The sequence below is a fragment of the Exiguobacterium sp. K1 genome, from assembly GCF_033721435.1.
Classification (GTDB): domain Bacteria; phylum Bacillota; class Bacilli; order Exiguobacteriales; family Exiguobacteriaceae; genus Exiguobacterium_A; species Exiguobacterium_A artemiae.
Genome location: NZ_JAOTIT010000001.1, coordinates 743,642 through 762,264 on the forward strand (window position 1 = coordinate 743,642; position 18,623 = coordinate 762,264).

Here is an 18,623-nt window from a genome sequence, read left to right on the forward strand (position 1 = left end):
TTGAATTTTATTGGAAGTGAAAGGGTGTCCTCATGGTAAAATATTGTTAAAAGAAGGAAGGAGCGATTACCATTAAAAAATCCGTACTCGCAATCAGTTTCGCCGGTAGCCTGTTCCTGACAGGATGCGGGACAGAATCCTTATTACAGTTAGAACGCAATCCGAATTACTGGGAAGCTGTAAATTTTTCGGATGAATTATTTGAACCGGTACCGAGACAGCAGTCCGCCTACCTGTTAAAAACATGCGAAAACACAAAAAAGACGGCTCCCCTGCCGAAACAATACCGGACACTTGGTGAATATGGACTTTACTTCAGCTTACAACAAGTCGGAACCTATACCCCGCCGATTGAGTTGCAATACATCGCAACAGGAGATACCTACTACTTAACGTGTCGTTCACCGAAAACAAATCGGCTGACGGCGCACCCGATTCAATTAAAAGAGCATCCTTGGCTGAAATCAACCTCCGGTCAAGAACGTTCACCGATCACAGAACCGGCTTTAACCGTCCGTACATATAACAAAGCAGCAAAACGGAAAGCAGAGGCTGTAGATGTGTCAAAGAACGTGCAACGCCTGTCAATCGAGTTCCCGGTAACAGGACAACTCGTGTTTCTGGAAAAAGAAGAAGACGGTCAACAGCAACCCCTTTTCGGATTACCGGCATCGTTTTCCTATCCGAAACTTGAGTTGTCGTTCGAAAAGACGACGGAGGGTCTGTCGTCCAAGACATATGCATTGATGATCAAATCAGACCAGTACTTTAATCAAGAAGACGTTGTAAAAACTATCGGTAAACAAGCCGTTGATTTGACCTATCACCCGCTTCCTGACATCTTACCGGTGAACAAGACGATTCCGTACGTGACCTTCCAATCAAAAGACACGGAAAAGCCTCTGAATAAGACGATTTCTCTGCGTTACGAGACAACAGTAAAAGATATTCGTGTCCGCGGCTTTAACGGGATTGGAAATGATAATAAAGAGATCCACGGATTCCTGCATCCGAACGACGCTGCACTCAAAGACGGAAACTTCCGGCAACTGTCTCTGTTACCGGACAAGCTTGCCAAGCAGGTTTCGAACGATTTAAAGGAAGTAACGCTTGAAAAAACCCAAGGGAAGCGGGCAGATATCCGGTATATGACATTGATTCAAAACGGAAAAAGCCAATCGTTTGAACTATACGTAAAAGCACGTGCCAACAAAACCGATATCTATGTCAAAGATACAAAAACGAAAAAAACAGCGAAACTGTCCGGTAAAGTCGCAGCCGATCTCCTGACAGAAGTGGAGGAATAACTATGCGTCAACTGATTCCCGTCCTGCTTGGTGCCGTCCTGTTGAGCGGCTGTAGTCCGGAGGCAAAACCAATCGATTACACCTACTTACCGCAAGTGTACGACACGTTGAACCTGACTGATCTCAAGAAAGATGATCCGAAGCTGGGTGCCCTCATCAAACAGGTGTGTGCGACAAAACGGGTGGCTGCCCCGAAGGATTATGCAGTCGGCACACAATATTTCGTTAATCTCGTCAGCCAGTTTCCGGAATCGATGGGCGAGCAGGCCGTCTATCTGAAAACAAAACAGGATCGTTTTTTGTATTGCCATGACTATATTTCAAAACCCGGTTATCACAAGTTGACTCCAAAACAGGATCGCTTTCCATCCAAACACCTGGTCACGCCTCACGATCAGATAGAGTTTCAGAAGTTATCTTCTAACTTCGAGGAAAGTGTCCGCATCTCCGGCAGATCCTTGATGAAATCTGCACGACAGCTGACGGTCCCGACGACCGGTTATCTTGTCGTCCGGGCAACAAATGATCAAACGAAACAGACGGTCGTCACGAACATCATGGAGCTGACACCGTTTGTCGGATCCGTCCCGCTTGTTCTCGAATCGAACATTCAGATTCAAGAACCGTACGAAGTCCAGTTGAATCTGATAGGGCAAGCACGCTATCGTGCGCCCATTCATTCTTCGAAGGAGCGAAGTACGATTCAGTTCAAGGAGGCACCACATGCAGACGGCACTTACGGTACGGTCACCGTCAAAGAAAAAACCGGACAGACGACCCGTTACCAGCTGACCGTCAAGCACGAACAACAACTTCCGCCTAATCTTGACGTGCCGCCGGACGAACTGTACGACGCGGACTATTCGTTACCGCGTTTCGCCCTGTTTCATGACCGGCCGCTCGGAAAGCTGAAATTTGTGAACGGCGATTTAGATATGGCGGAGCCGCTCGCACCCGATGCCTACATCGAGACGTCACTCGAAGAATCCAAACAGTTGGTTCGGCTGATTGAGGACAGTGAAGAGGCGGAGCGGAAAGGACGACTCGCCGAACGACCGTACTTAACGTTGATGAAGGACGGAAAAGCGCAACAATTTAAGATTTATCTCGACCGGCGAATCAAAAAAACCGATATCTATCTGGAAGATGTCCACCGGAAAATCAGCTTTAAGTTACCTGCAGAAGGGCGCGATTTGCTGCTTGATACCTATCAGATCAAATGAGTTAAAAAATCAGCTGTTCGACGAGGAAAATGACCGCACAAAACAAGATAAAGGCGATTCCTTCCTGCAACCACTCCCCGCGCGTCAGCCGTTCCCGTAAAAAGGACGCGCAGGCAATCAGCAGGGCAAAAAAGTACAGGTAGACAAAACCGCCGGACAGGAAAAAACCGATGATGAACATCATGCCGAACAAAACTGTCAAACCGGAAACGATGCCTTTACGTGTCGCCATCTTCCGTCACCTCTCGAGGTTCAATTTTAATTCTTTTACCCGCTTTCCGAATCATCCACTCCAGACAAAAACCGTCTCTTCCCCATTCATGGGAAAAGACGGTTTTGCTTAAGCGTGGGTATGATCGGCGACGACGGCATATTCCGTGACAGCGTTTGACAGGACAAGCGGTTTGACTTCCGATGTCCCTTCATCCCGTTTCTTATGGACACCTTTATAGGCCTGGCTCGCCTGCCAGGCATGGAAATGCTCCTGTTTGTCCCACGTCGTCATGATCGTGACGACATCATGCTCATCCTGACTGAGATCCACTAAGACCTGCATCCGGACAAATCCTTCCATCTGCTCAATTCCTTTTGTCGTCTGAAAACGTGCCGCGACTTGATCGGCTTTCCCGTTTTGTACACGCAGTTGATTCATGACAATCCACATACTATGTCCCCCTCTGTCTTAACTATCTTCAGTATACCGAACGCAAGACGGCTCTTCCCAGTCCGGAGACTTCAGTCAAGCGTATTCGACAACCGGCGCAACTGTTCGTTGCCCTGTGCATCGACAGCATGAATATCAAAAAAGAGCGACCGGGGAAAGGCTTCCGGCAAGGCTTGAATCGTATGGAAACTGTCCTTTTTCCGGACATCCAGCGTCCGTTTGATGTCTTTCAGCGGTACGTTCCGTTCCTGTTTCCCGTCGTAAGTCGCTTTATACGGATCAAATGTCAACCGGTTCAGGTTTTGGGAGCGATTTTCCCCGTAAACGGCCAAATAACGTTTTTGCTCGACTTCCAGTAACCGTCCTTCAAACCAGTCGTTTGGTTGCGGCGCTTGGCGGATCAGGCGGACGATCCGATAGGTCGAGTCCGTTTGTTGCAACACGAGTAACAGATGCGCTTTTTCCGTTTTGACGAATGCAATCGTATGGCTGTCACCGAGCGGTTCGATCCAGTACACCTGTTTGGTCGAGAACGGAACCTTCGCCGGATACTGATTCATGACATCGATCAGCGTTTGAGGCGTCACGCCATAAGCAGCAATCTGTGCCGTTTGTTTCAGTGAGGAGACCAATCCGCCAGCGAGACAAATCATAGCCAAGAACAACCAAATCCGTTTCTTCATGCCGAACCTGAAGACGGAATAAAGTGTTTGACGAGTGTGTAGTGCGAGAATCCGGGTGGATAGTCCGCGATCACGCCGACTGTCTCATATCCGTATTTTTGATAGAAGTCATACGCCTGAAAAGAAAACGTCGTCACAAGAACGCGGTTAACCCCGGATTGACGCGCTAACGTTTCGATTCGGTGTAACAGTTGACTGCCGAGACCTTGCGCACGTAAGCTGTCCGGTAGATAAAGAAATTCAATCTCAAGCCAACCCCAATAGATTTCCCCATAGATTCCTCCGACAATCTGTTCTTCCTCGAATACCATCACATGGACGGGATATACCGCAGCACGGCGTTTTTTGGCATGGTGCGGGGATTGTTCATTATTATACGTCCGAATTTTTTCTTGCAGAAACGTTTTGTAGGGAGCGGATTCTTCCGTCCCTTCCCGAATAGTTAGCATCCGCCTCTCCCCTTTTCTCACTTTCCGATTGAAAAACCGTCAAAATAACGACCGCCATGCGAATCGAGCCACTGTTCCACCAAATCGATGACAGCCTGTTTTTGATCGGATCGGAAATACACATTAAAAGCGTCCGCCAATCGTTTGGCCTCGACCGGATCGACGATTGCCAGACTGCGGATCAGCCATTTCCCTTGTCCCGTCCAGTGACCGGAAGCCCGCAACCGGAAGTCCGTCGCTTGTTCGAGCAACCGGGCAGCGATTCCGAGCCCGTCCGTCCGGTCGCTCACGCCGATGAAATCATCGAGCAGATCGGTCAGAAAGTACCGGGCCCGGTTCATTTCAGTAAGCGAAAGAACCGGCGGACCGGCAAGTAACTCTGTTTCGGCTTGTGTTTTCAGCGGCACAAGCATCGGATGATCCCGTACGACGAGACCTTCTGCGACCATCCGTTGCATCGACGGACGTCCGCGTTCCCGGTCCTGCCGGAAAAACTCCCGGATGGTCGTACTCGAATGGATGAATGCTTCGACCGGATATTGATCGAAGGTGAACGATTCCCGGTAAGAAGCTGCAACGGATTCATAAAACACGACGAGATCCAAATCGGATGTCGCAGTCGCCTGCCCCCGGACAAAACTTCCGGCGAGTAAAGCGGCGTTACAATCCGGATAACGATTTTCGATAACGGAGCGTGCGGTCAGAAGTGCCTTTTGAAGCTGATCACTCATGTGTCTGATTATGCAAAAGCGTATTGTCGGAAGCGAAAACTGCCAGTTCATCCCCCGGGACGGCGACGATCGAGACAAGTCCTTGATCCGGGAGCGTCATGTCGATGGCCCATGATTCGTAATACGTATCCGACCCGTTGATCACAAGCGTTTTTCCCGAACTGAAGGTGATGAACAGATGAGGAGCGGCTTTTCCGATTCGGACGGCAATGATTCGTTCGGTATGTAACGTCACAATCAAGTGAAGCATCTCTTCTTTCGGCATATGGCGGACGACCCAGTCCTTCGAAGATTCGACATCCCCGTAATACAAGCGGTCGGTTTCAATCCGGATTGAGATATCTGGAATCGTGGCATCATAAAGATTAATCAGTTCGATGCTGATAAAGCCTGTCAGGTGAATCGTCGAGATTTGAGTCCCTGTCAAATACGTAGATACGAGCTTGCGGGCAATTTGATGATCTTCTTTGTTCATAATTCCACCTCTTTACGAAATAGTTGACGGTGATGTCGATCTGGTTGTCATTTTTCTATCCTCTAAATTTACCACATATTTGCAGACGACGGGAATGGCAACAACAAAAAAACAGATGACCGTCCCGTGAACGTCATCTGTCTGTAAAAGGTCAATTCGCTTTTTTCAGGATATTCAGCAGCCACTTCTGCAAGTCTTTGCCGCCTTCATAAAACGAACAGTCGCGGAGCTCAATCGTATGTCCGCCTGCTTGAATCAATTCGTTGAACGTATCTCCAAGATCGCGGTTTTCCCACTTCCGTTCATCGTTGAGGTACTTGAAACCGAAGTTGCATTCCACATTAAAGATGATATGGAACGGCTCTTTAAAGGACTGCACGGCGCGGATCATCTCGAGGAGAATCATCCGTTTCGGCGTTGATTTTTTAAACGTATCGATGACGGTTGTCCGGCGTCCGTGAAATTCGACGACACGTACGGCACGTCCTTCATCGGCTTTGAAATCGTAACTCGTCCGGATGGAAACGATGATTTCGCGTTGATCTGTCTGTTGCATGTTTTACCACTGCCTTTCTCTCGCTTGAGTATACCATCACCCACGGCTTGTCTTGAAGGGTTATTTCAGAATCCGTCCCGAGAATGATTGAACCCTCCCATTATTTGTCTTATAATGAAAAATATGCTGAAAGGAGCTTGATTGTGAAACCGTTATTTTCCATTATCCTCACTGTTTGCTTAATTTTCACCGGGTGTTACTGTACGCTCGACGAGCAGACGGACGGCCCCCACTTCAAGTCTCGTGCGCGGACGATTTCGAAGTATCATACGTTTGATATCGAATTCTCGAAAGGACTGCGTCCGGAACAAGTCTCGGACCGGACGGTCACGATCACGGATTCGACCGGCGAACGGATGCAGACGGAGCTTGAAGTCATTGACGGCAAGGAACTCCGGATCAAGCCGCCCCGCTCGGGTTATCAAAAGGGACGCCGTTACATCATACATATCCGGGATTCGGTTGATGCACGAAAACAAATTAAAAGTAATACGATAAAAGAACGGATCTTCACTGTTGATCGTTAAACAGGAAGATCCGTTTTTTTGTCCGGTCGTTCAAATGTCAGGTTCAGCCGGCGCTCCGCCAGATGGAGTGACAGCGATCGTGCCAGACCGAAACCGATGAATGCGAGCCAGACCCCGTGATTGCCGATCCAGTAAATCGACAGCAGTAATAGTCCGAACACAAGAAAAGCCTGAATCATCGAGTTCCGGACCGGTTTTGCCCGGGCCAGTCCCGAAAAGACCCCTTCGTACAGCATCGCAAATCCACCGGTCAATGGAAAGACGAGGATCCACGCGTAATACAGAGCGGAAACGTCGAGCAAGAGCGGATCGGTTGAAAACAGCCGCAGGAAGGCATCCTGGAAAACAGCTAACAGTCCGATGATCAACACGATGGAAGCGATCCCGAATTGCCGTGTCAATGAAAGACTTTTCCGGTAACCGGCTTCATCATGCCGCCCCCGCGCCCGTCCGACGAGAATCGTCGAAGCACTGCCGAGTCCTCCGAACCAGTAGGCGATCACATACTGGATTTGCAACAAGATGGCGTTGGCCGCCAGCACATCCGGTCCGAATTGCGCACCGGTCCGGGTAAACCAGCCGGTCACGAGCAACAGAAAAATAGTCCGGACGAATAAATCGGCATTGACGTTAAAAAACTGCCGGTACGCCTGGACATGAAATAAGAGATCGCGATAGACGGCTTTCCAGGCGAGTTGCCGGAACATGATCAGGAATCCGGAAGCGACGATACTGATTTCAGCGACGAGTGTCGCAATCGCGACACCGGTAACACCGTATCCGAGGCCGAGGACAAAGACGACATCGAGGACGATATTGATGAGGTTGCTGAATATTTGAATCAACAGAGCACGTTTCACCTGCCCCTGCCCGATCAGCCAGCCGAGAACCGCGTATCCGACCAGGACGAACGGTGCCCCGTAAATCCGGTAATCAATGTACGTCGCGACATCCGGCAACAAGGATTCAGGCGCTGCCAGTAAGTAAAGTCCCCCTGCCGTCAACGGAACACGTAAAAGGATCAATACGAGTCCGATCATGAATCCGAGCAAAACCGGGCGGTATAAAGCAAAGTGCAACGCCGTTTCATCCTGATGGACACTCGCTTGGGCACTGAAGCCGGTCGTACTGACTTTTAAAAATCCGAACAGCCAATAAATCGTGTTAAAGAACACAGCGCCGATCGCTATCGCCCCGATGGCGACCGCATCCCCGGTCTGTCCGATCGTAATCGTATCGGTGACGCCAAGCAGCGGCGTCAAAATACTCGACAGAATCAGCGGATATGCCAGTAGTCCGTACTGGCGTGCTGTAACAGTCGTCGAGACTGACATGACCAGCCCTCCTTTTTTGAGTAGCCAGGCTACTTTCGATTTCATCAAACATCTGCTTAGTATAATGTATTTTTGACGTAAAAAGACCTTCTTCCGGATGACTCTTGTCAGAATCACACGAAAGAAGGCAGGAATGAGTCATTAAAACCATGCAGGCGTCATAACACCCGCACAAATTCTTTTGCCTGTTTCTCCAATTGCTTGGCAGAATCCGCCAAGAGATCAAATTCGCGGACCGTCTGTTCGAGCTGTCCGCTGCTTGTTTTGACTTTTAACGAGATGTGTTCAATACTCGTTGAGACTTCCGAAATCCGTTGAACGATCCCTTCGATATTCTCCTTGATTTCACCGATTGATAGCGAGACTTTATTGGACAGATTGCGGACTTCTGTCGCGACGACGTTGAACCCGCGTCCGTGTTCGCCGGCGCGCGCCGCTTCGATCGCTGCATTGAGTGCCAACAGGTTGGTTTGGGCGGCGATGTCACGGATTGTCGTGACGATATCGGTGATTGAATCGGTCTGCGCCTGGAGTTGGACGAGATTCGCGAGGTTTGCTGTCGATTCCGCTTCGACCTGCTGAACGGTTGCCAATACATGGAGTCCATCCTGGCGTCCGCTTTCTGATTTCACCGTCAAAAAAGCTGAGGTGGCATTCAATTCGTCTGCCATCCGCAAGACATCCTGTTGTCGAACGGTGATGTCGGTTGCAATTTTTGACACGCCGACGACACTCCGTCCGTCCTCCGAGAAAATCGGCATATACGTCGCTTCGAGCCACTTTTGTTGTCCGTCCGCCGACCGCCGCTCGATTTTGTCTTGATACGTGATGCCTTGCATCAGCTTGCGCCAAAACAGTTCATAAGCCGGACTGTCCGCGAATCCGGGGAAACAAAGGTCCCGGTGGTACCGCCCGATTAACTCATCGGCCTCATACCCCATCGTCCGGGCAAACAACTCATTGACGTAAGCGACCTTACGTCGGTCATCAAATCGGATAATCGCCAGGTTCTGTTCAATTGCCCGGATGACTTGGGTATCCGTCACGCGTGTCGTCTGTTCTTGCATCGATTGATCCACCCTTTCCCGTCTGCTGAAGACTCCTCATTTGGATTACACTATCTTATTATTCCTTTTATCGACTAATTCCTTCCATATTGAATAGCGTTCCATCAATTAATGACTGCTCTAAATTATTATTCAATCAAAAAAGGCCCCCTTTGATCAGGGAACCTTAAGAAATCTCTTTAATAAGCACTCCAGCCGCCGTCCGCGATGACAATTGCCCCGTTGACGAAACTGCTCTCTTCGGAAACAAGGAACAACGCCAACCGGGCAATTTCTTCCGGCTTCGCTGACCGGGGATTCAGTCCCATCCCGAGCATCGTCCGGCCCATCCCGAATTCATTGATGTTCGTCATCGACTGACCGATGTTCGTCTCGACTGCACCGGGAGCAATTCCGTTGCAACGGATTCCTTCCTTAGCGTACAGATAGGCGGTGTTTTTCGTCAAGCCGACGACGGCGTGTTTCGACGCCGTATAGGCGGCTCCGGCCCGCGCACCGTTCAACCCGCCGATTGAAATGTTATTGAGAATGACACCGTGACCCTGTTTCTGGAACAACGGAACGGCAAGCCGCATCGCACGCATGACGGCGGTCGTGTTAACGGAGAAAACACGTTCCCAGCGCTCGTCCGAGATATCCCCTACGCCTTCCATTCCGTCCATGATGCCGGCATTATTGACAAGGACATCCAGCTTCCCGTACGTCGTAATGGTTTGATCGATCAATTGCTGAACGGCGGTTTCTTCTGCCACATTCGTTTCCACTGCGAGTGCCGTTCCTCCGTTTTCAGTAATCGACTGCGCGACTTGTCGTGCTGCTTCACCATGAATATCCGAAACAACGACATGTGCCCCCTCCGCTGCAAATATCTCTGCCATCGCCTTACCCATTCCGGAAGCAGCTCCGGTAACGATGATGACTTTTCCGTCTAAACGCATGATCATCTCATCCTTTCCGATTGGATTGAAGTCTTCCTTTGTCTTTTCCCGTTTTCAATCCTTACAGTCACGCGGATTGATGGTAATTTGGTAAACGTTTTTTTGGAAAACACGAAAAAACCAGGAACTCTCACAACGAGAATTCCCGGTCGATTCGATTATTTTAATTCGCGGCTTGTTTTTTCTTCTGCGGCTTCATTGTTTTTGCTTTTCGCATCGAATTCGGCCCGTGTCATGACGTCTTCGACATGCATGTTGACTTCGACGACTTCAAGTCCTGTCATATCACCGATTGCTTTTTTGATTTTAGCGACCGTTTCCTGGAAGATCGACGGGATGTTTTTGCCGTATTCGACGATGACGCGAAGATCAAGCGCGACCTGGCGCTCACCGACTTCTGCGCCGACACCTTTTGTGATGTCTTCCGTGCTGCGGAGGCGATCCGTCAAACCGCTCATGAATCCACCACTCATTGATAAAATGCCTTGTACTTCATTTGAAGCAATCCCGGCGATCTTTTTGATGACTTGATCTTCGAATGTTAATTTATTCGTACGTACCTCTTCATTTTGTCCAGTTGTGTTTAATGATTCGTTTGCCATTTGAAATCTCTCCTTTTGAATAAAGTGTAGGTTATTTTATATATGAATCAGTCCCGGTTAAAGAACTGAATCCATCCTTCAATATCGAGTGCCCCGTCCCGCCATTTCCCGATCAAAAAGCCGATCGCGGTGAAGACGAGCAGTAACATCGTGGGTCCGAAACCGATTGTCAGGAACAGAACCGCGATCACGAGTCCAACGAGACCGCCGATTAACCGGAACCGGTACGGATACAACTGTTCTTTCGTACTCATGTTCAATTCCTCCCTTTAAACGACTCGTTCCGACGTTTTTGTTTTTGTATCACTGATTTTGACTTTCGTGCTCGTTACCGGTAATTCCAGTAACGACTCGACCGCGTGTTTCGCCCGTTCTTGAATATCTTTCCCGATCGTCGGCAACCCTTCCTGTCCGAAAACCGAACAGTCAACGGTCAGAGCGACTGTTTCTTTCTTCGAATGGATATCCGCATGGACACTTGGTGTCCGGACGCCATTAATCCCACGAATCGACTCAAGTGCCGTCCGTTCGATGGTTTCTTTCGAAATCGTGATGTTGCCGTCTCCTGTCCGGATCAACAATCGTTGACCTTTCGAGCGACTGAGTAATCCGGTAAATAAGAGAATGACGAATACGAAAGCTAAAAATCCACCAATCGAGAGCACCGTGTAGCTGTACCATTGTTGATCCTGCCATTGTTCGAGCAACGGACTGATGCGCGGAACGTCATAAACGCCGAGGACCAGTAAACCGACGCTGACTAACCCAAGCAGGCCGATGAGAACGAGTAAGAAACGATTGAACCCATTCATCTTCATCTCTCCTTTAGATAACGTTGTAAGATTCTTTCACATAAGACTTTCGCTAGCTGAAATATTATGTGTATGGTGTGTTTATTCCCGTTCACTAGACCTTAAAACATTAAAATACACTTTTAATTAAAGTTTCATTATTCTGATAATTTAAAGGCTGAATTGCTCTAATCCAGTGTTTTATTTACTTTATTTCATAAAAAAAGTCCCTCCCATCGAAAAATCAAGGAAGGAACTTTCGTATTTTATGAAAAAACGAGATTTACCACACGATTATTGCGTTGTCAATATCATTTTACCTGGACAGGGAAAGCGACGTTGCCGTCCCCTTTTTTCCACCAGGCATAGACATGGTAGGTATAGACCCCTTTTTGATCGGGGGCGGTAATCTGTTCATTCTTCAGCCGAATCGTTTTTTTCGTGTCATTTTTCTGCCATTGCTCGGCTTTGATTCGTTCCGGTGCTGGACCATCGTTAAAGGCGACCTCAATTTTCTGACCGGGTTTGACGACGGTTGGTGTTTGTTCCGCTGTCATGTCGAGTGGAGTCGAGTCACTCAGGTCAATACACTTGCTGTTCAACAAGCTATTCCAGCAGGACGAACCGCTCGTTACAGCGATGTCCGTCCCGTTGACGGAAACGTCCGGTTCCGGAGGGGTTCCGCGAAACGGTTCGAGATATAACATCAATCCGACTATTAATAGAAGAACAAGCCAAAATCGTTTTTTCATAATCGGTATCCTTTCTTCCTTCGAACTGTCGGTCCGAGGTTTGCTTGTGTTGAAAAAAGGCTAATACCTCTAGGGTTGAGTTAAAAAAATATACAGGAGGTTTTTTGCATGATCGAAAATAAAGTCGTCATCATTACAGGAGCATCAAGTGGTATCGGGGAAGCCACGGCTAAGTTACTGGCCAAACAAGGTGCACAACTGGTTCTCGCGGCACGCCGGGAAGATCGTCTGAAAACCTTGCAACAGGAAATTGAACAGCTTGGCGGCAAAGCCGTTTATCAAGTAACGGATGTCACGGATTCGGCGCAAGTCGAGCAACTCGCAAAACTCGCGCAGGATACGTTCGGTTCGGTTGATGTCCTCGTCAATAACGCCGGCCTGATGCCGCTGTCGAAACTGAACAAAAACAAGCAGGACGAGTGGAACACGATGGTCGACGTCAATATTAAAGGTGTGCTGTACGGCATTGGTGCCGTCCTGCCATACATGCGTGAGCAAAAACGCGGACATATCATCAACATCTCATCCGTTGCCGGACACGATGTCATGCCGTCGAGTGCGGTCTACAGCGGGACGAAGTTTGCCGTCCGTGCGATTACGGAAGGCTTACGAAAAGAAGAATCGGTCGACAATAACATCCGGGCGACCATCATTTCACCGGGAGCGGTCGATACCGAGCTGAAAGATCACATCACGGATGAAGAGATCAAACAAGGAATCGGTAACTTAAAAGCGATGGACGCTGACGCGATTGCCCGGGCGATTGCTTACGCTGTCAACGAACCGGACGATGTGGCGGTCAATGAGATCCTGATCCGCCCGACAGCCCAACAATAAGAGAAAACGAACACCGCCTGCTTTCAGGCGGTGTTTTTTAACGCAGTAATCGTTCCGCAATCAACTGATAGGACCGGCGCCGCTTTTGCTGATCAAACGCGTTGTTGATCAATAAGAACTGATTGGTCTGGTAACGGTCGGATAACGCCTGCAATGCCTCGGCGACTTCGTCCGGTGTCCCGACGATCGTCCGCCGGCGATCATTTTGAATACGCCGTTGCTGCTCTTCGTTCCACTGTTTGTTTTCCGTTGTCGCAAACGACGGTACAATCGAGTGACCGAGCCGGATGCCTTGAATCCAGGCGCCCTGTGTCCGGGCCAAGGCTTCCGCTTCTGCCGTCGTCTCGGCACAGATGACGAAGACACAGACGATAACGTTTGGTGTCCGTCCATCGACTGGGACAAATTCGTCGCGATATGTCTGTAACGTTTCTTCCCATTTGTCGGGATTGATGAAGTGACCGAATACGAGTCCATGTCCGCGCTCAGCGGCCAGTGAGGCACTTCGCGGTGACAAACCGAGCACGGATAACGGCACCTGTTCCTTGATCCGGGGTGTCGTCTTGACGATCCGGTATGGGTGACGCGATGACAACCGGTCGGTCAAAAACCCGTCCACTTCATCGAGTAACCGCGGAAAGTCTGCTGCCGCGTTGCCTGCGCCATCCGTCAATGCCCGCCGGGTCCGTTCACTGCCGCCCGGTGAATTGCCGATGCCGAGTTCGATCCGGCCCGGATAAAACGCGGCGAGCGTTGAAAAAGTCTCGGCGATTTTGAGCGGATGATACTGGGGTAACAGAATACCTCCGGACCCGAGTCTGATCCGGGAGGTGACGTCTCCCATCCGGGCAAGGAACAGTTCCGGTGCGGCACTGAGCAGTCCGTTTGTATTATGATGTTCGGCAAACCAATAGCGGTCGTAACCAAGCCGTTCCGCCTCGACGACCAGTCGTTTTGTTGCTTCCATCGTCTGTTCGATTGTATCCCCTTCGTGAAGCGGGACTTGATCCAGGATTCCTAAGCGCATGACCTCGCCTCCTCTACACATTCAGTGTACGCGGTCGATGCGGTGAATTCAAAAAGAAGGTGTCAGGTGCGGACAAGCCGTTGGTCTTCGATGACGAGACCGTCACGCATCTCGATTTTCCGGTTGGCCCGTTCAGCAAGTGCCGGATCATGGGTGACGAACAGGACACCGCACCCCTTCTCCTCGTTTAAACTGCGCAACAGGTTAAAGATGATTTCACCGGTTTCGGTATCGAGATTCCCGGTCGGTTCATCTGCGAGTAGCCACTTCGGTTCATGGACAAGCGCCCGGGCGACGGCGACCCGTTGCTGTTGACCACCGGACAGTTGTGACGGCAGCGAACCGGCTTTGTCGGCGAGTCCGACTTTTTCAAGCAAGGACAAGGCCCGTTCTTTTTTGTCATACGTCACTTTCCGTCCGAACAACGGTGCCATGACATTTTCGAGTGCCGTCAGGGTCGGAATCAGATGGAACTGTTGAAAGATGAAGCCGACGTTCTCAAACCGGAAATCGGACAGTTCCTTGCTTTTGAGTTGATGAATCGCCTGATCCCCGTAGGATAACGTGCCGCTCGTCGGACGATCGAGTGTCCCGATCAAGCTGAGCAACGTCGATTTGCCGGAGCCGGACGGACCGATGATGGAAATAAAATCGCCGGCATCCAGTGTCAGGTTGATGTCGGATAACGCATGTGTCTCGATGCCGTCTCCGATAAAGGACTTCCCGAGTTGTCGACAAATGAATGTATCTTGCATGAACATTCTCCTCCTCTTTAAGTAGCTGTCTACCTTTTTCTCCTTTTTATTGGGAATTCCTGCAAAAAAGACCTTCTTTTCAGAAGGTCCCGTTCAGGAAGACATCGAAGGGTGATTGGGCGACGATTTTTTTTGATACAGCCATTCATACGGCACGATATAAAACAGACAGGCCAGTGTCGCGAATCGGACGATCCCGCTTAAGTTTTGCCGTGACTCGACAAATGTCGCCTGACCAAAATAATCATAAAAGCCGACGAATAATAAAATCGTAAAGACACCGGCCGTCACATAAATCAAACAGCGTAAAGGAAATGGATACCGCCTTGTCAGGAAAAGTACCGGCAAGCCGACAGCGAATGTAAACAAGGTCGTCGCAAACGTCCCAAACTGATACAAGAATTCATTTTCGATATTTGTCAGGAAGGCATAGGCCGTGAACAGCAAAAAGGATCCGATTGCACTGACGGCTGAATAACTGATCAGTCGCATCTTGACATTTCCCCTTTCAAAAGTGAAGGCGTTTTCATTAAACGGCAGACGACCATCATCTTGTCCGGACAAGACGATGGAGGATATCCGCAAGCGTTTCGGTTCCGAGCTCTGCTTCAAGAGCCTGTTGAGCCCGGGTAAATGACTGGTTGAGTGTGGACTGGATGTCGCGGCCGACCGGACAGGCCAGATTCGGCTGCTCGTGCATGGAAAATAAGGTCTCTTTCGGTTCGACGGCCCGGTAAATCATTAGTAATGTAATGTCCTGCGGATTTTTTGTCAAAGTCGCCCCGCTTTTTCCGGCGACCGTCGACAGTAATCCCGCTTGGCGTAACGAGCCGATCAAGCGACGGATGACGACCGGATTCGTATTGACACTTCCGGCGATGTAGTCCGACGACAAGGCTTGATCCGGATGTGTCGCGATCAAGGCCAGGATGTGGACAGAAACCGCTAGTCGACTGTTAATCATTTGTTTCACCACCAATGCATTTAGTGTAATGAGCATCCCGTTTAATGTCAATTGGCTTGACAATGATAAATTCTGTAACTAAAATAATTACATGTAAAGCTACATATAATCCCAAGGAGGCGTTTTGGATGAAGATTGCAATCATTGGAGCCAGTGGAAAAGCAGGACGGGTCATTTTGGAGGAATTGGCTGAACGGGGTCATGCGTTGACGGCAATCGTCCGGGATGCGGCGCGGACCCAACACGATACGGTGCTCGAACGGAATGCGTTCGCATTGACGACGGAGGAATTGACAGATTTTGATGTCGTCATCAATGCGTTCGGAGCGTCACCGGGAAATGAACACCAACATGTCGATCTCGGTCGGCACTTGATTGATCAGTTACGCGGTACGCCGACCCGCTTGATCATCGTCGGCGGTGCGGGCAGCCTGTATGTCGACGAGGAACAGACACTCCGTCTTGCGGATACACCGGATTTCCCTTCTGCTTACCTGCCGACAGCAAAGAATCAGGCGAAAAACCTGGAAGATTTGCGACAGACCGTTGATTTACACTGGACGTTCATCAGTCCGGCCGCCTTCTTTGATCCGGAAGGACCGAGGACCGGAAAGTATCAATTGGCGAAAGATGTCCTGACCGTCAATGCCGCGGGTGAAAGTTACATCAGTTACGCTGATTATGCCGTTGCGTTAGCGGATGAAGTCGAGCATCACCGCCACGACAAGGAACGGATTTCTGTTGTATCAGTTTAATGGATTGCCGACGTTCTCGTCTGACGAGGACGTTTTTAATGTATTAAAAATCAGGTCATGCAGAAAGTGTTCTTATCGTTTATTTCTCCACCGATTCCTGTATAGTACCCCACCTTTCTTCTCGTCCAGGTTTCCCTTATACTAGGAAGTGACAGATAAACACCGGCTGGATGAACTTTGAATACGAGTTTCATCTAGAACAGATCCGCTTATTCCTTTCATCGCAGCAGGTATTTTGATTCGAGCGAGGAGAACATTATGATTATTGGTTACATGCGCCCCTACTTTGAAGATCCGGCTTGTGAGAAACAAGTCGAGGCATTTAAGACCTATGAAACCGATCAAGTAAGAATCGAAGAACACAGTTCCTCGAAACGACGATATGTGCTTGAACAATTGTTAGAAGATATCAGGCCGGGTGACATCATCCTTGTCTCTCATTTGTATGTGTTGGCGGATTCGACGCGTCACCTGATTGAAGTGTTGAACGCCTTGGATATAAAGCAAGCCTACCTCTTATCAATCCGGGAAGACATTGACACCCGACAGGCCCTGAATCAGTCGTTCCGTGACATCGTCCAGCATCTCGTCGCCCTCCAAAGTGACGTCGTCAGCATGGCGACCCGCGAAGGACTGTCGAAAGCAAAAGAGCTCGGCAAACAGACGGGACGCCCACGAAAGCCGGATGAAAATGTCAAACGAGCGATTGACATGTATCAAAGTAAACAGTACAGTTTGGCTGAAATCCGGGAGCAAACAGGTATCAGCAAAAGTACCCTCTACCGTTATTTGGAAAAATGATGTACATTTAATACATCTTCTAGAGAAAATAAACTAGCTATCGAAAGGCGGAAAGAACATGGATCAAGCAACGTTAATTGACATCCTTCACCACCGGTTTACGGAGCATCCTGATCGGCATCCTGACGTGAACTGGGATGATGTCGTGTCACGACTATCATTGGAAATGCTCCGTTCCCTTGAATGGATGGAACAGACCGGCGGCGAACCGGATATCGTTACAATGCCACATGGTCAGTGGTTTTTTGTTGATTGTGCAGCGGAAAGTCCTTCGGGTCGCCGCAGTTTGTGTTATGACGATGTTGCACTGGAAAAGCGGAAGAAAAATAAACCTGCCGGCAGCGCCGTCGCGGAAGCTGTTGCACACGGTGTCTCCTTATTGACAGAAGACCTTTACCGTCATCTGCAAACGATCCAACCGTTTGATGTAAAGACGTCGAGCTGGATTGAGACGCCGGAAGCGATCCGGGCGCAAGGCGGCGCGTTATTCTGTGACCGGCGGTATGATCATGTTTTCGTATACCACAATGGAGCCGACTCGTATTACGCCAACCGCGGTTTTCGAACGTATTTCATGTTAGGAACGATTTAAAGAGGCTGACTCAAAAAGCCAATCTCTACAAAGGTAAGGGTGGCAGAATTGAAATCTGCCACCCTTATCGGGTTAAAAAAGAACCACTCTTTTCACGCAACTCCCACAGGAAAAGTGCCTTTTTGCGCTATCAGAGATAAACAAGACCCGCTTTCCTGCCTGATTAAGGCAGAAAAATCGGCTTGAATCTCCCCTGAGGAAAAGGGCGTGAAAAAATGAATGGTTCTTTTTTGAGTCAGCACCTTTGATCTTCCGTCATGGGATGATGACTAAGGATACGGTTCTTTTCGTCTCCACCTCTTCGTGATGTGCGGATAATCCGTGATACTTTTCCAGTAAGGCGGCGAGCTCGGATTCAAAAGTCCGGAATGTTTCATCGGGTAAATTGAGTTTTACAAGCGAGAATGTCGCCTGATCCGGGCTGTCGGTTAAAGAAAGCGTCTCCTGATAGTTCTTATAATTTTGCAAGATATACATAAAATAAAGCGAGACGAAATTGACTTTTTCGTCGTACGTCGCAGAAGTCCAGTCTTCCTCTTTAATTTTATATCCGGAAGTGTTCAAGGCATAAATTTTTTCCTCGACTTTTCCTGCACGCTGGACGCCGATTACTTTCAACAAAGAATCTTGAAGCATCGCATTCACATGACGGTACAGCGTAGCTTGGGGAACATCATCGAGCCGTTTGTTCAGCTGCATGATGGACATTCCCTCATCACGATCAATCAATTCCAGTGCGATTTTGAACCTGACCTGATTCTTAAACAAATCTAAATTCATTTCATTGCTCCCT

At 49.2% G+C, this 18,623-nt stretch carries 26 protein-coding genes; 7 read left to right on the top strand and 19 right to left on the bottom strand.

The annotated features are described in order from the left end of the window. Nucleotides 1–356 precede the first annotated feature (356 nt). Complete coding sequence (locus N7U64_RS03710; RefSeq protein ID WP_318928553.1) at nucleotides 357–1,307, top strand: hypothetical protein; 951 nt, start codon at nucleotides 357–359, stop codon at nucleotides 1,305–1,307. Between the two features lie 2 nt (nucleotides 1,308–1,309). Continuing rightward, entirely contained in the window at nucleotides 1,310–2,530 is a 1,221-nt protein-coding gene (locus N7U64_RS03715) for a hypothetical protein (RefSeq protein WP_318928554.1), read from the top strand. Between the two features lies 1 nt (nucleotide 2,531). Here N7U64_RS03715 and N7U64_RS03720 read toward each other — a convergent pair whose 3' ends face one another. The 7 genes from N7U64_RS03720 to N7U64_RS03750 all read right to left on the bottom strand — a co-directional run bounded on the left by N7U64_RS03720 (nucleotide 2,532) and on the right by N7U64_RS03750 (nucleotide 6,088). Continuing rightward, nucleotides 2,532–2,762, bottom strand: coding sequence for a hypothetical protein (locus N7U64_RS03720; protein WP_214849230.1), 231 nt, complete (start codon nucleotides 2,760–2,762; stop codon nucleotides 2,532–2,534). Nucleotides 2,763–2,870: 108 nt separating this feature from the next. Next, a complete protein-coding gene (locus N7U64_RS03725; protein WP_026828280.1) occupies nucleotides 2,871–3,194 on the bottom strand; it encodes an antibiotic biosynthesis monooxygenase in 324 nt (107 codons plus the stop codon). A 71-nt stretch (nucleotides 3,195–3,265) separates the two neighbouring features. Next, on the bottom strand, nucleotides 3,266–3,877 hold the full coding sequence (locus N7U64_RS03730; protein ID WP_318928555.1) for a hypothetical protein: 612 nt from the start codon (nucleotides 3,875–3,877) through the stop codon (nucleotides 3,266–3,268). After that, on the bottom strand, nucleotides 3,874–4,326 hold the full coding sequence (locus N7U64_RS03735) for a GNAT family N-acetyltransferase (RefSeq protein WP_012370448.1): 453 nt from the start codon (nucleotides 4,324–4,326) through the stop codon (nucleotides 3,874–3,876). The genes N7U64_RS03730 and N7U64_RS03735 overlap by 4 nt, the downstream gene beginning before the upstream one ends. Before the next feature lie 17 nt (nucleotides 4,327–4,343). Next, nucleotides 4,344–5,057, bottom strand: coding sequence for a nucleotidyltransferase domain-containing protein (locus tag N7U64_RS03740; RefSeq protein WP_318928556.1), 714 nt, complete (start codon nucleotides 5,055–5,057; stop codon nucleotides 4,344–4,346). Beyond that, a complete protein-coding gene (locus N7U64_RS03745) occupies nucleotides 5,050–5,532 on the bottom strand; it encodes a hypothetical protein (RefSeq protein ID WP_318928557.1) in 483 nt (160 codons plus the stop codon). Before N7U64_RS03745 ends, N7U64_RS03740 begins: the two co-directional genes overlap by 8 nt. 151 nt (nucleotides 5,533–5,683) lie before the next feature. After that, nucleotides 5,684–6,088 carry a hypothetical protein gene (locus tag N7U64_RS03750; RefSeq protein ID WP_012370445.1) on the bottom strand — a complete coding sequence of 135 codons (405 nt, stop codon included), beginning with the start codon at nucleotides 6,086–6,088 and terminating at the stop codon, nucleotides 5,684–5,686. 143 nt (nucleotides 6,089–6,231) lie between these two features. On the opposite strand from N7U64_RS03750, the gene N7U64_RS03755 reads away from it, so the two are divergent. Continuing rightward, nucleotides 6,232–6,615 (top strand): hypothetical protein, encoded by a 384-nt coding sequence (locus tag N7U64_RS03755; RefSeq protein ID WP_318928558.1) that lies wholly within the window; start codon nucleotides 6,232–6,234, stop codon nucleotides 6,613–6,615. Here the strand turns inward: N7U64_RS03755 and N7U64_RS03760 are convergent. The 7 genes from N7U64_RS03760 to N7U64_RS03790 all read right to left on the bottom strand — a co-directional run bounded on the left by N7U64_RS03760 (nucleotide 6,612) and on the right by N7U64_RS03790 (nucleotide 12,099). Then, nucleotides 6,612–7,949, bottom strand: a complete 1,338-nt coding sequence (locus tag N7U64_RS03760; protein WP_318928559.1) for an MATE family efflux transporter — start codon at nucleotides 7,947–7,949, stop codon at nucleotides 6,612–6,614. The genes N7U64_RS03755 and N7U64_RS03760 overlap by 4 nt on opposite strands. A gap of 158 nt (nucleotides 7,950–8,107) precedes the next feature. Then, nucleotides 8,108–9,016 (bottom strand): methyl-accepting chemotaxis protein, encoded by a 909-nt coding sequence (locus tag N7U64_RS03765; protein WP_318928560.1) that lies wholly within the window; start codon nucleotides 9,014–9,016, stop codon nucleotides 8,108–8,110. Between the two features lie 179 nt (nucleotides 9,017–9,195). Beyond that, on the bottom strand, nucleotides 9,196–9,954 hold the full coding sequence (locus N7U64_RS03770; RefSeq protein WP_012370441.1) for an SDR family oxidoreductase: 759 nt from the start codon (nucleotides 9,952–9,954) through the stop codon (nucleotides 9,196–9,198). 158 nt (nucleotides 9,955–10,112) lie between these two features. Further along, a complete protein-coding gene (locus N7U64_RS03775) occupies nucleotides 10,113–10,556 on the bottom strand; it encodes an Asp23/Gls24 family envelope stress response protein (RefSeq protein WP_318928561.1) in 444 nt (147 codons plus the stop codon). Nucleotides 10,557–10,603: 47 nt separating this feature from the next. Next, nucleotides 10,604–10,810, bottom strand: coding sequence for a DUF2273 domain-containing protein (locus tag N7U64_RS03780; protein WP_114595755.1), 207 nt, complete (start codon nucleotides 10,808–10,810; stop codon nucleotides 10,604–10,606). 15 nt (nucleotides 10,811–10,825) lie between these two features. Continuing rightward, complete coding sequence (amaP, locus tag N7U64_RS03785) at nucleotides 10,826–11,368, bottom strand: alkaline shock response membrane anchor protein AmaP (RefSeq protein ID WP_214764760.1); 543 nt, start codon at nucleotides 11,366–11,368, stop codon at nucleotides 10,826–10,828. A 290-nt stretch (nucleotides 11,369–11,658) separates the two neighbouring features. Continuing rightward, nucleotides 11,659–12,099, bottom strand: a complete 441-nt coding sequence (locus N7U64_RS03790; RefSeq protein ID WP_318928562.1) for a hypothetical protein — start codon at nucleotides 12,097–12,099, stop codon at nucleotides 11,659–11,661. Nucleotides 12,100–12,207: 108 nt separating this feature from the next. On the opposite strand from N7U64_RS03790, the gene N7U64_RS03795 reads away from it, so the two are divergent. Further along, on the top strand, nucleotides 12,208–12,936 hold the full coding sequence (locus tag N7U64_RS03795; protein WP_214764762.1) for an SDR family oxidoreductase: 729 nt from the start codon (nucleotides 12,208–12,210) through the stop codon (nucleotides 12,934–12,936). Between the two features lie 37 nt (nucleotides 12,937–12,973). Here N7U64_RS03795 and N7U64_RS03800 read toward each other — a convergent pair whose 3' ends face one another. The 4 genes from N7U64_RS03800 to N7U64_RS03815 all read right to left on the bottom strand — a co-directional run bounded on the left by N7U64_RS03800 (nucleotide 12,974) and on the right by N7U64_RS03815 (nucleotide 15,682). After that, entirely contained in the window at nucleotides 12,974–13,963 is a 990-nt protein-coding gene (locus N7U64_RS03800) for an LLM class flavin-dependent oxidoreductase (protein WP_318928563.1), read from the bottom strand. 62 nt (nucleotides 13,964–14,025) lie between these two features. After that, nucleotides 14,026–14,718 (bottom strand): ABC transporter ATP-binding protein, encoded by a 693-nt coding sequence (locus N7U64_RS03805; RefSeq protein ID WP_318928564.1) that lies wholly within the window; start codon nucleotides 14,716–14,718, stop codon nucleotides 14,026–14,028. A 93-nt stretch (nucleotides 14,719–14,811) separates the two neighbouring features. Continuing rightward, nucleotides 14,812–15,210, bottom strand: a complete 399-nt coding sequence (locus tag N7U64_RS03810) for a hypothetical protein (protein ID WP_318928565.1) — start codon at nucleotides 15,208–15,210, stop codon at nucleotides 14,812–14,814. A gap of 55 nt (nucleotides 15,211–15,265) precedes the next feature. Then, entirely contained in the window at nucleotides 15,266–15,682 is a 417-nt protein-coding gene (locus N7U64_RS03815) for an Rrf2 family transcriptional regulator (RefSeq protein WP_214849244.1), read from the bottom strand. 128 nt (nucleotides 15,683–15,810) lie between these two features. Here N7U64_RS03815 and N7U64_RS03820 point away from each other — a divergent pair, with 128 nt between their 5' ends. From N7U64_RS03820 to N7U64_RS03830, 3 genes are all read left to right on the top strand, one after another. Continuing rightward, nucleotides 15,811–16,437 (top strand): NAD(P)-dependent oxidoreductase, encoded by a 627-nt coding sequence (locus tag N7U64_RS03820; RefSeq protein ID WP_214764765.1) that lies wholly within the window; start codon nucleotides 15,811–15,813, stop codon nucleotides 16,435–16,437. Between the two features lie 258 nt (nucleotides 16,438–16,695). Continuing rightward, complete coding sequence (locus tag N7U64_RS03825) at nucleotides 16,696–17,238, top strand: recombinase family protein (RefSeq protein ID WP_214764766.1); 543 nt, start codon at nucleotides 16,696–16,698, stop codon at nucleotides 17,236–17,238. A 58-nt stretch (nucleotides 17,239–17,296) separates the two neighbouring features. Then, nucleotides 17,297–17,830, top strand: a complete 534-nt coding sequence (locus N7U64_RS03830) for a DUF4256 domain-containing protein (protein ID WP_318928566.1) — start codon at nucleotides 17,297–17,299, stop codon at nucleotides 17,828–17,830. 255 nt (nucleotides 17,831–18,085) lie between these two features. Here N7U64_RS03830 and N7U64_RS03835 read toward each other — a convergent pair whose 3' ends face one another. Next, nucleotides 18,086–18,610, bottom strand: coding sequence for a transcriptional regulator (locus N7U64_RS03835; protein ID WP_214764768.1), 525 nt, complete (start codon nucleotides 18,608–18,610; stop codon nucleotides 18,086–18,088). Nucleotides 18,611–18,623: the final 13 nt, after the last annotated feature.

Excerpts from the sequence above, each read along its gene's own strand:
- N7U64_RS03745 (WP_318928557.1), bottom strand. The coding sequence starts at position 5,532 with ATGAACAAAGAAGATCATCAAATTGCCCGCAAGCTCGTATCTACGTAT.
- N7U64_RS03730 (WP_318928555.1), bottom strand. The coding sequence starts at position 3,877 with ATGAAGAAACGGATTTGGTTGTTCTTGGCTATGATTTGTCTCGCTGGC.
- N7U64_RS03780 (WP_114595755.1), bottom strand. The coding sequence starts at position 10,810 with ATGAGTACGAAAGAACAGTTGTATCCGTACCGGTTCCGGTTAATCGGC.
- N7U64_RS03825 (WP_214764766.1), top strand. The coding sequence starts at position 16,696 with ATGATTATTGGTTACATGCGCCCCTACTTTGAAGATCCGGCTTGTGAG.
- N7U64_RS03795 (WP_214764762.1), top strand. The coding sequence starts at position 12,208 with ATGATCGAAAATAAAGTCGTCATCATTACAGGAGCATCAAGTGGTATC.
- N7U64_RS03800 (WP_318928563.1), bottom strand. The coding sequence starts at position 13,963 with ATGCGCTTAGGAATCCTGGATCAAGTCCCGCTTCACGAAGGGGATACA.
- N7U64_RS03720 (WP_214849230.1), bottom strand. The coding sequence starts at position 2,762 with ATGGCGACACGTAAAGGCATCGTTTCCGGTTTGACAGTTTTGTTCGGC.
- N7U64_RS03750 (WP_012370445.1), bottom strand. The coding sequence starts at position 6,088 with ATGCAACAGACAGATCAACGCGAAATCATCGTTTCCATCCGGACGAGT.
- N7U64_RS03835 (WP_214764768.1), bottom strand. The coding sequence starts at position 18,610 with ATGAATTTAGATTTGTTTAAGAATCAGGTCAGGTTCAAAATCGCACTG.
- N7U64_RS03775 (WP_318928561.1), bottom strand. The coding sequence starts at position 10,556 with ATGGCAAACGAATCATTAAACACAACTGGACAAAATGAAGAGGTACGT.
- N7U64_RS03790 (WP_318928562.1), bottom strand. The coding sequence starts at position 12,099 with ATGAAAAAACGATTTTGGCTTGTTCTTCTATTAATAGTCGGATTGATG.
- N7U64_RS03760 (WP_318928559.1), bottom strand. The coding sequence starts at position 7,949 with ATGTCAGTCTCGACGACTGTTACAGCACGCCAGTACGGACTACTGGCA.
- N7U64_RS03740 (WP_318928556.1), bottom strand. The coding sequence starts at position 5,057 with ATGAGTGATCAGCTTCAAAAGGCACTTCTGACCGCACGCTCCGTTATC.
- N7U64_RS03770 (WP_012370441.1), bottom strand. The coding sequence starts at position 9,954 with ATGCGTTTAGACGGAAAAGTCATCATCGTTACCGGAGCTGCTTCCGGA.
- N7U64_RS03735 (WP_012370448.1), bottom strand. The coding sequence starts at position 4,326 with ATGCTAACTATTCGGGAAGGGACGGAAGAATCCGCTCCCTACAAAACG.
- N7U64_RS03765 (WP_318928560.1), bottom strand. The coding sequence starts at position 9,016 with ATGCAAGAACAGACGACACGCGTGACGGATACCCAAGTCATCCGGGCA.
- N7U64_RS03815 (WP_214849244.1), bottom strand. The coding sequence starts at position 15,682 with ATGATTAACAGTCGACTAGCGGTTTCTGTCCACATCCTGGCCTTGATC.
- amaP (WP_214764760.1), bottom strand. The coding sequence starts at position 11,368 with ATGAATGGGTTCAATCGTTTCTTACTCGTTCTCATCGGCCTGCTTGGG.
- N7U64_RS03810 (WP_318928565.1), bottom strand. The coding sequence starts at position 15,210 with ATGCGACTGATCAGTTATTCAGCCGTCAGTGCAATCGGATCCTTTTTG.
- N7U64_RS03725 (WP_026828280.1), bottom strand. The coding sequence starts at position 3,194 with ATGTGGATTGTCATGAATCAACTGCGTGTACAAAACGGGAAAGCCGAT.
- N7U64_RS03820 (WP_214764765.1), top strand. The coding sequence starts at position 15,811 with ATGAAGATTGCAATCATTGGAGCCAGTGGAAAAGCAGGACGGGTCATT.
- N7U64_RS03805 (WP_318928564.1), bottom strand. The coding sequence starts at position 14,718 with ATGCAAGATACATTCATTTGTCGACAACTCGGGAAGTCCTTTATCGGA.
- N7U64_RS03830 (WP_318928566.1), top strand. The coding sequence starts at position 17,297 with ATGGATCAAGCAACGTTAATTGACATCCTTCACCACCGGTTTACGGAG.
- N7U64_RS03715 (WP_318928554.1), top strand. The coding sequence starts at position 1,310 with ATGCGTCAACTGATTCCCGTCCTGCTTGGTGCCGTCCTGTTGAGCGGC.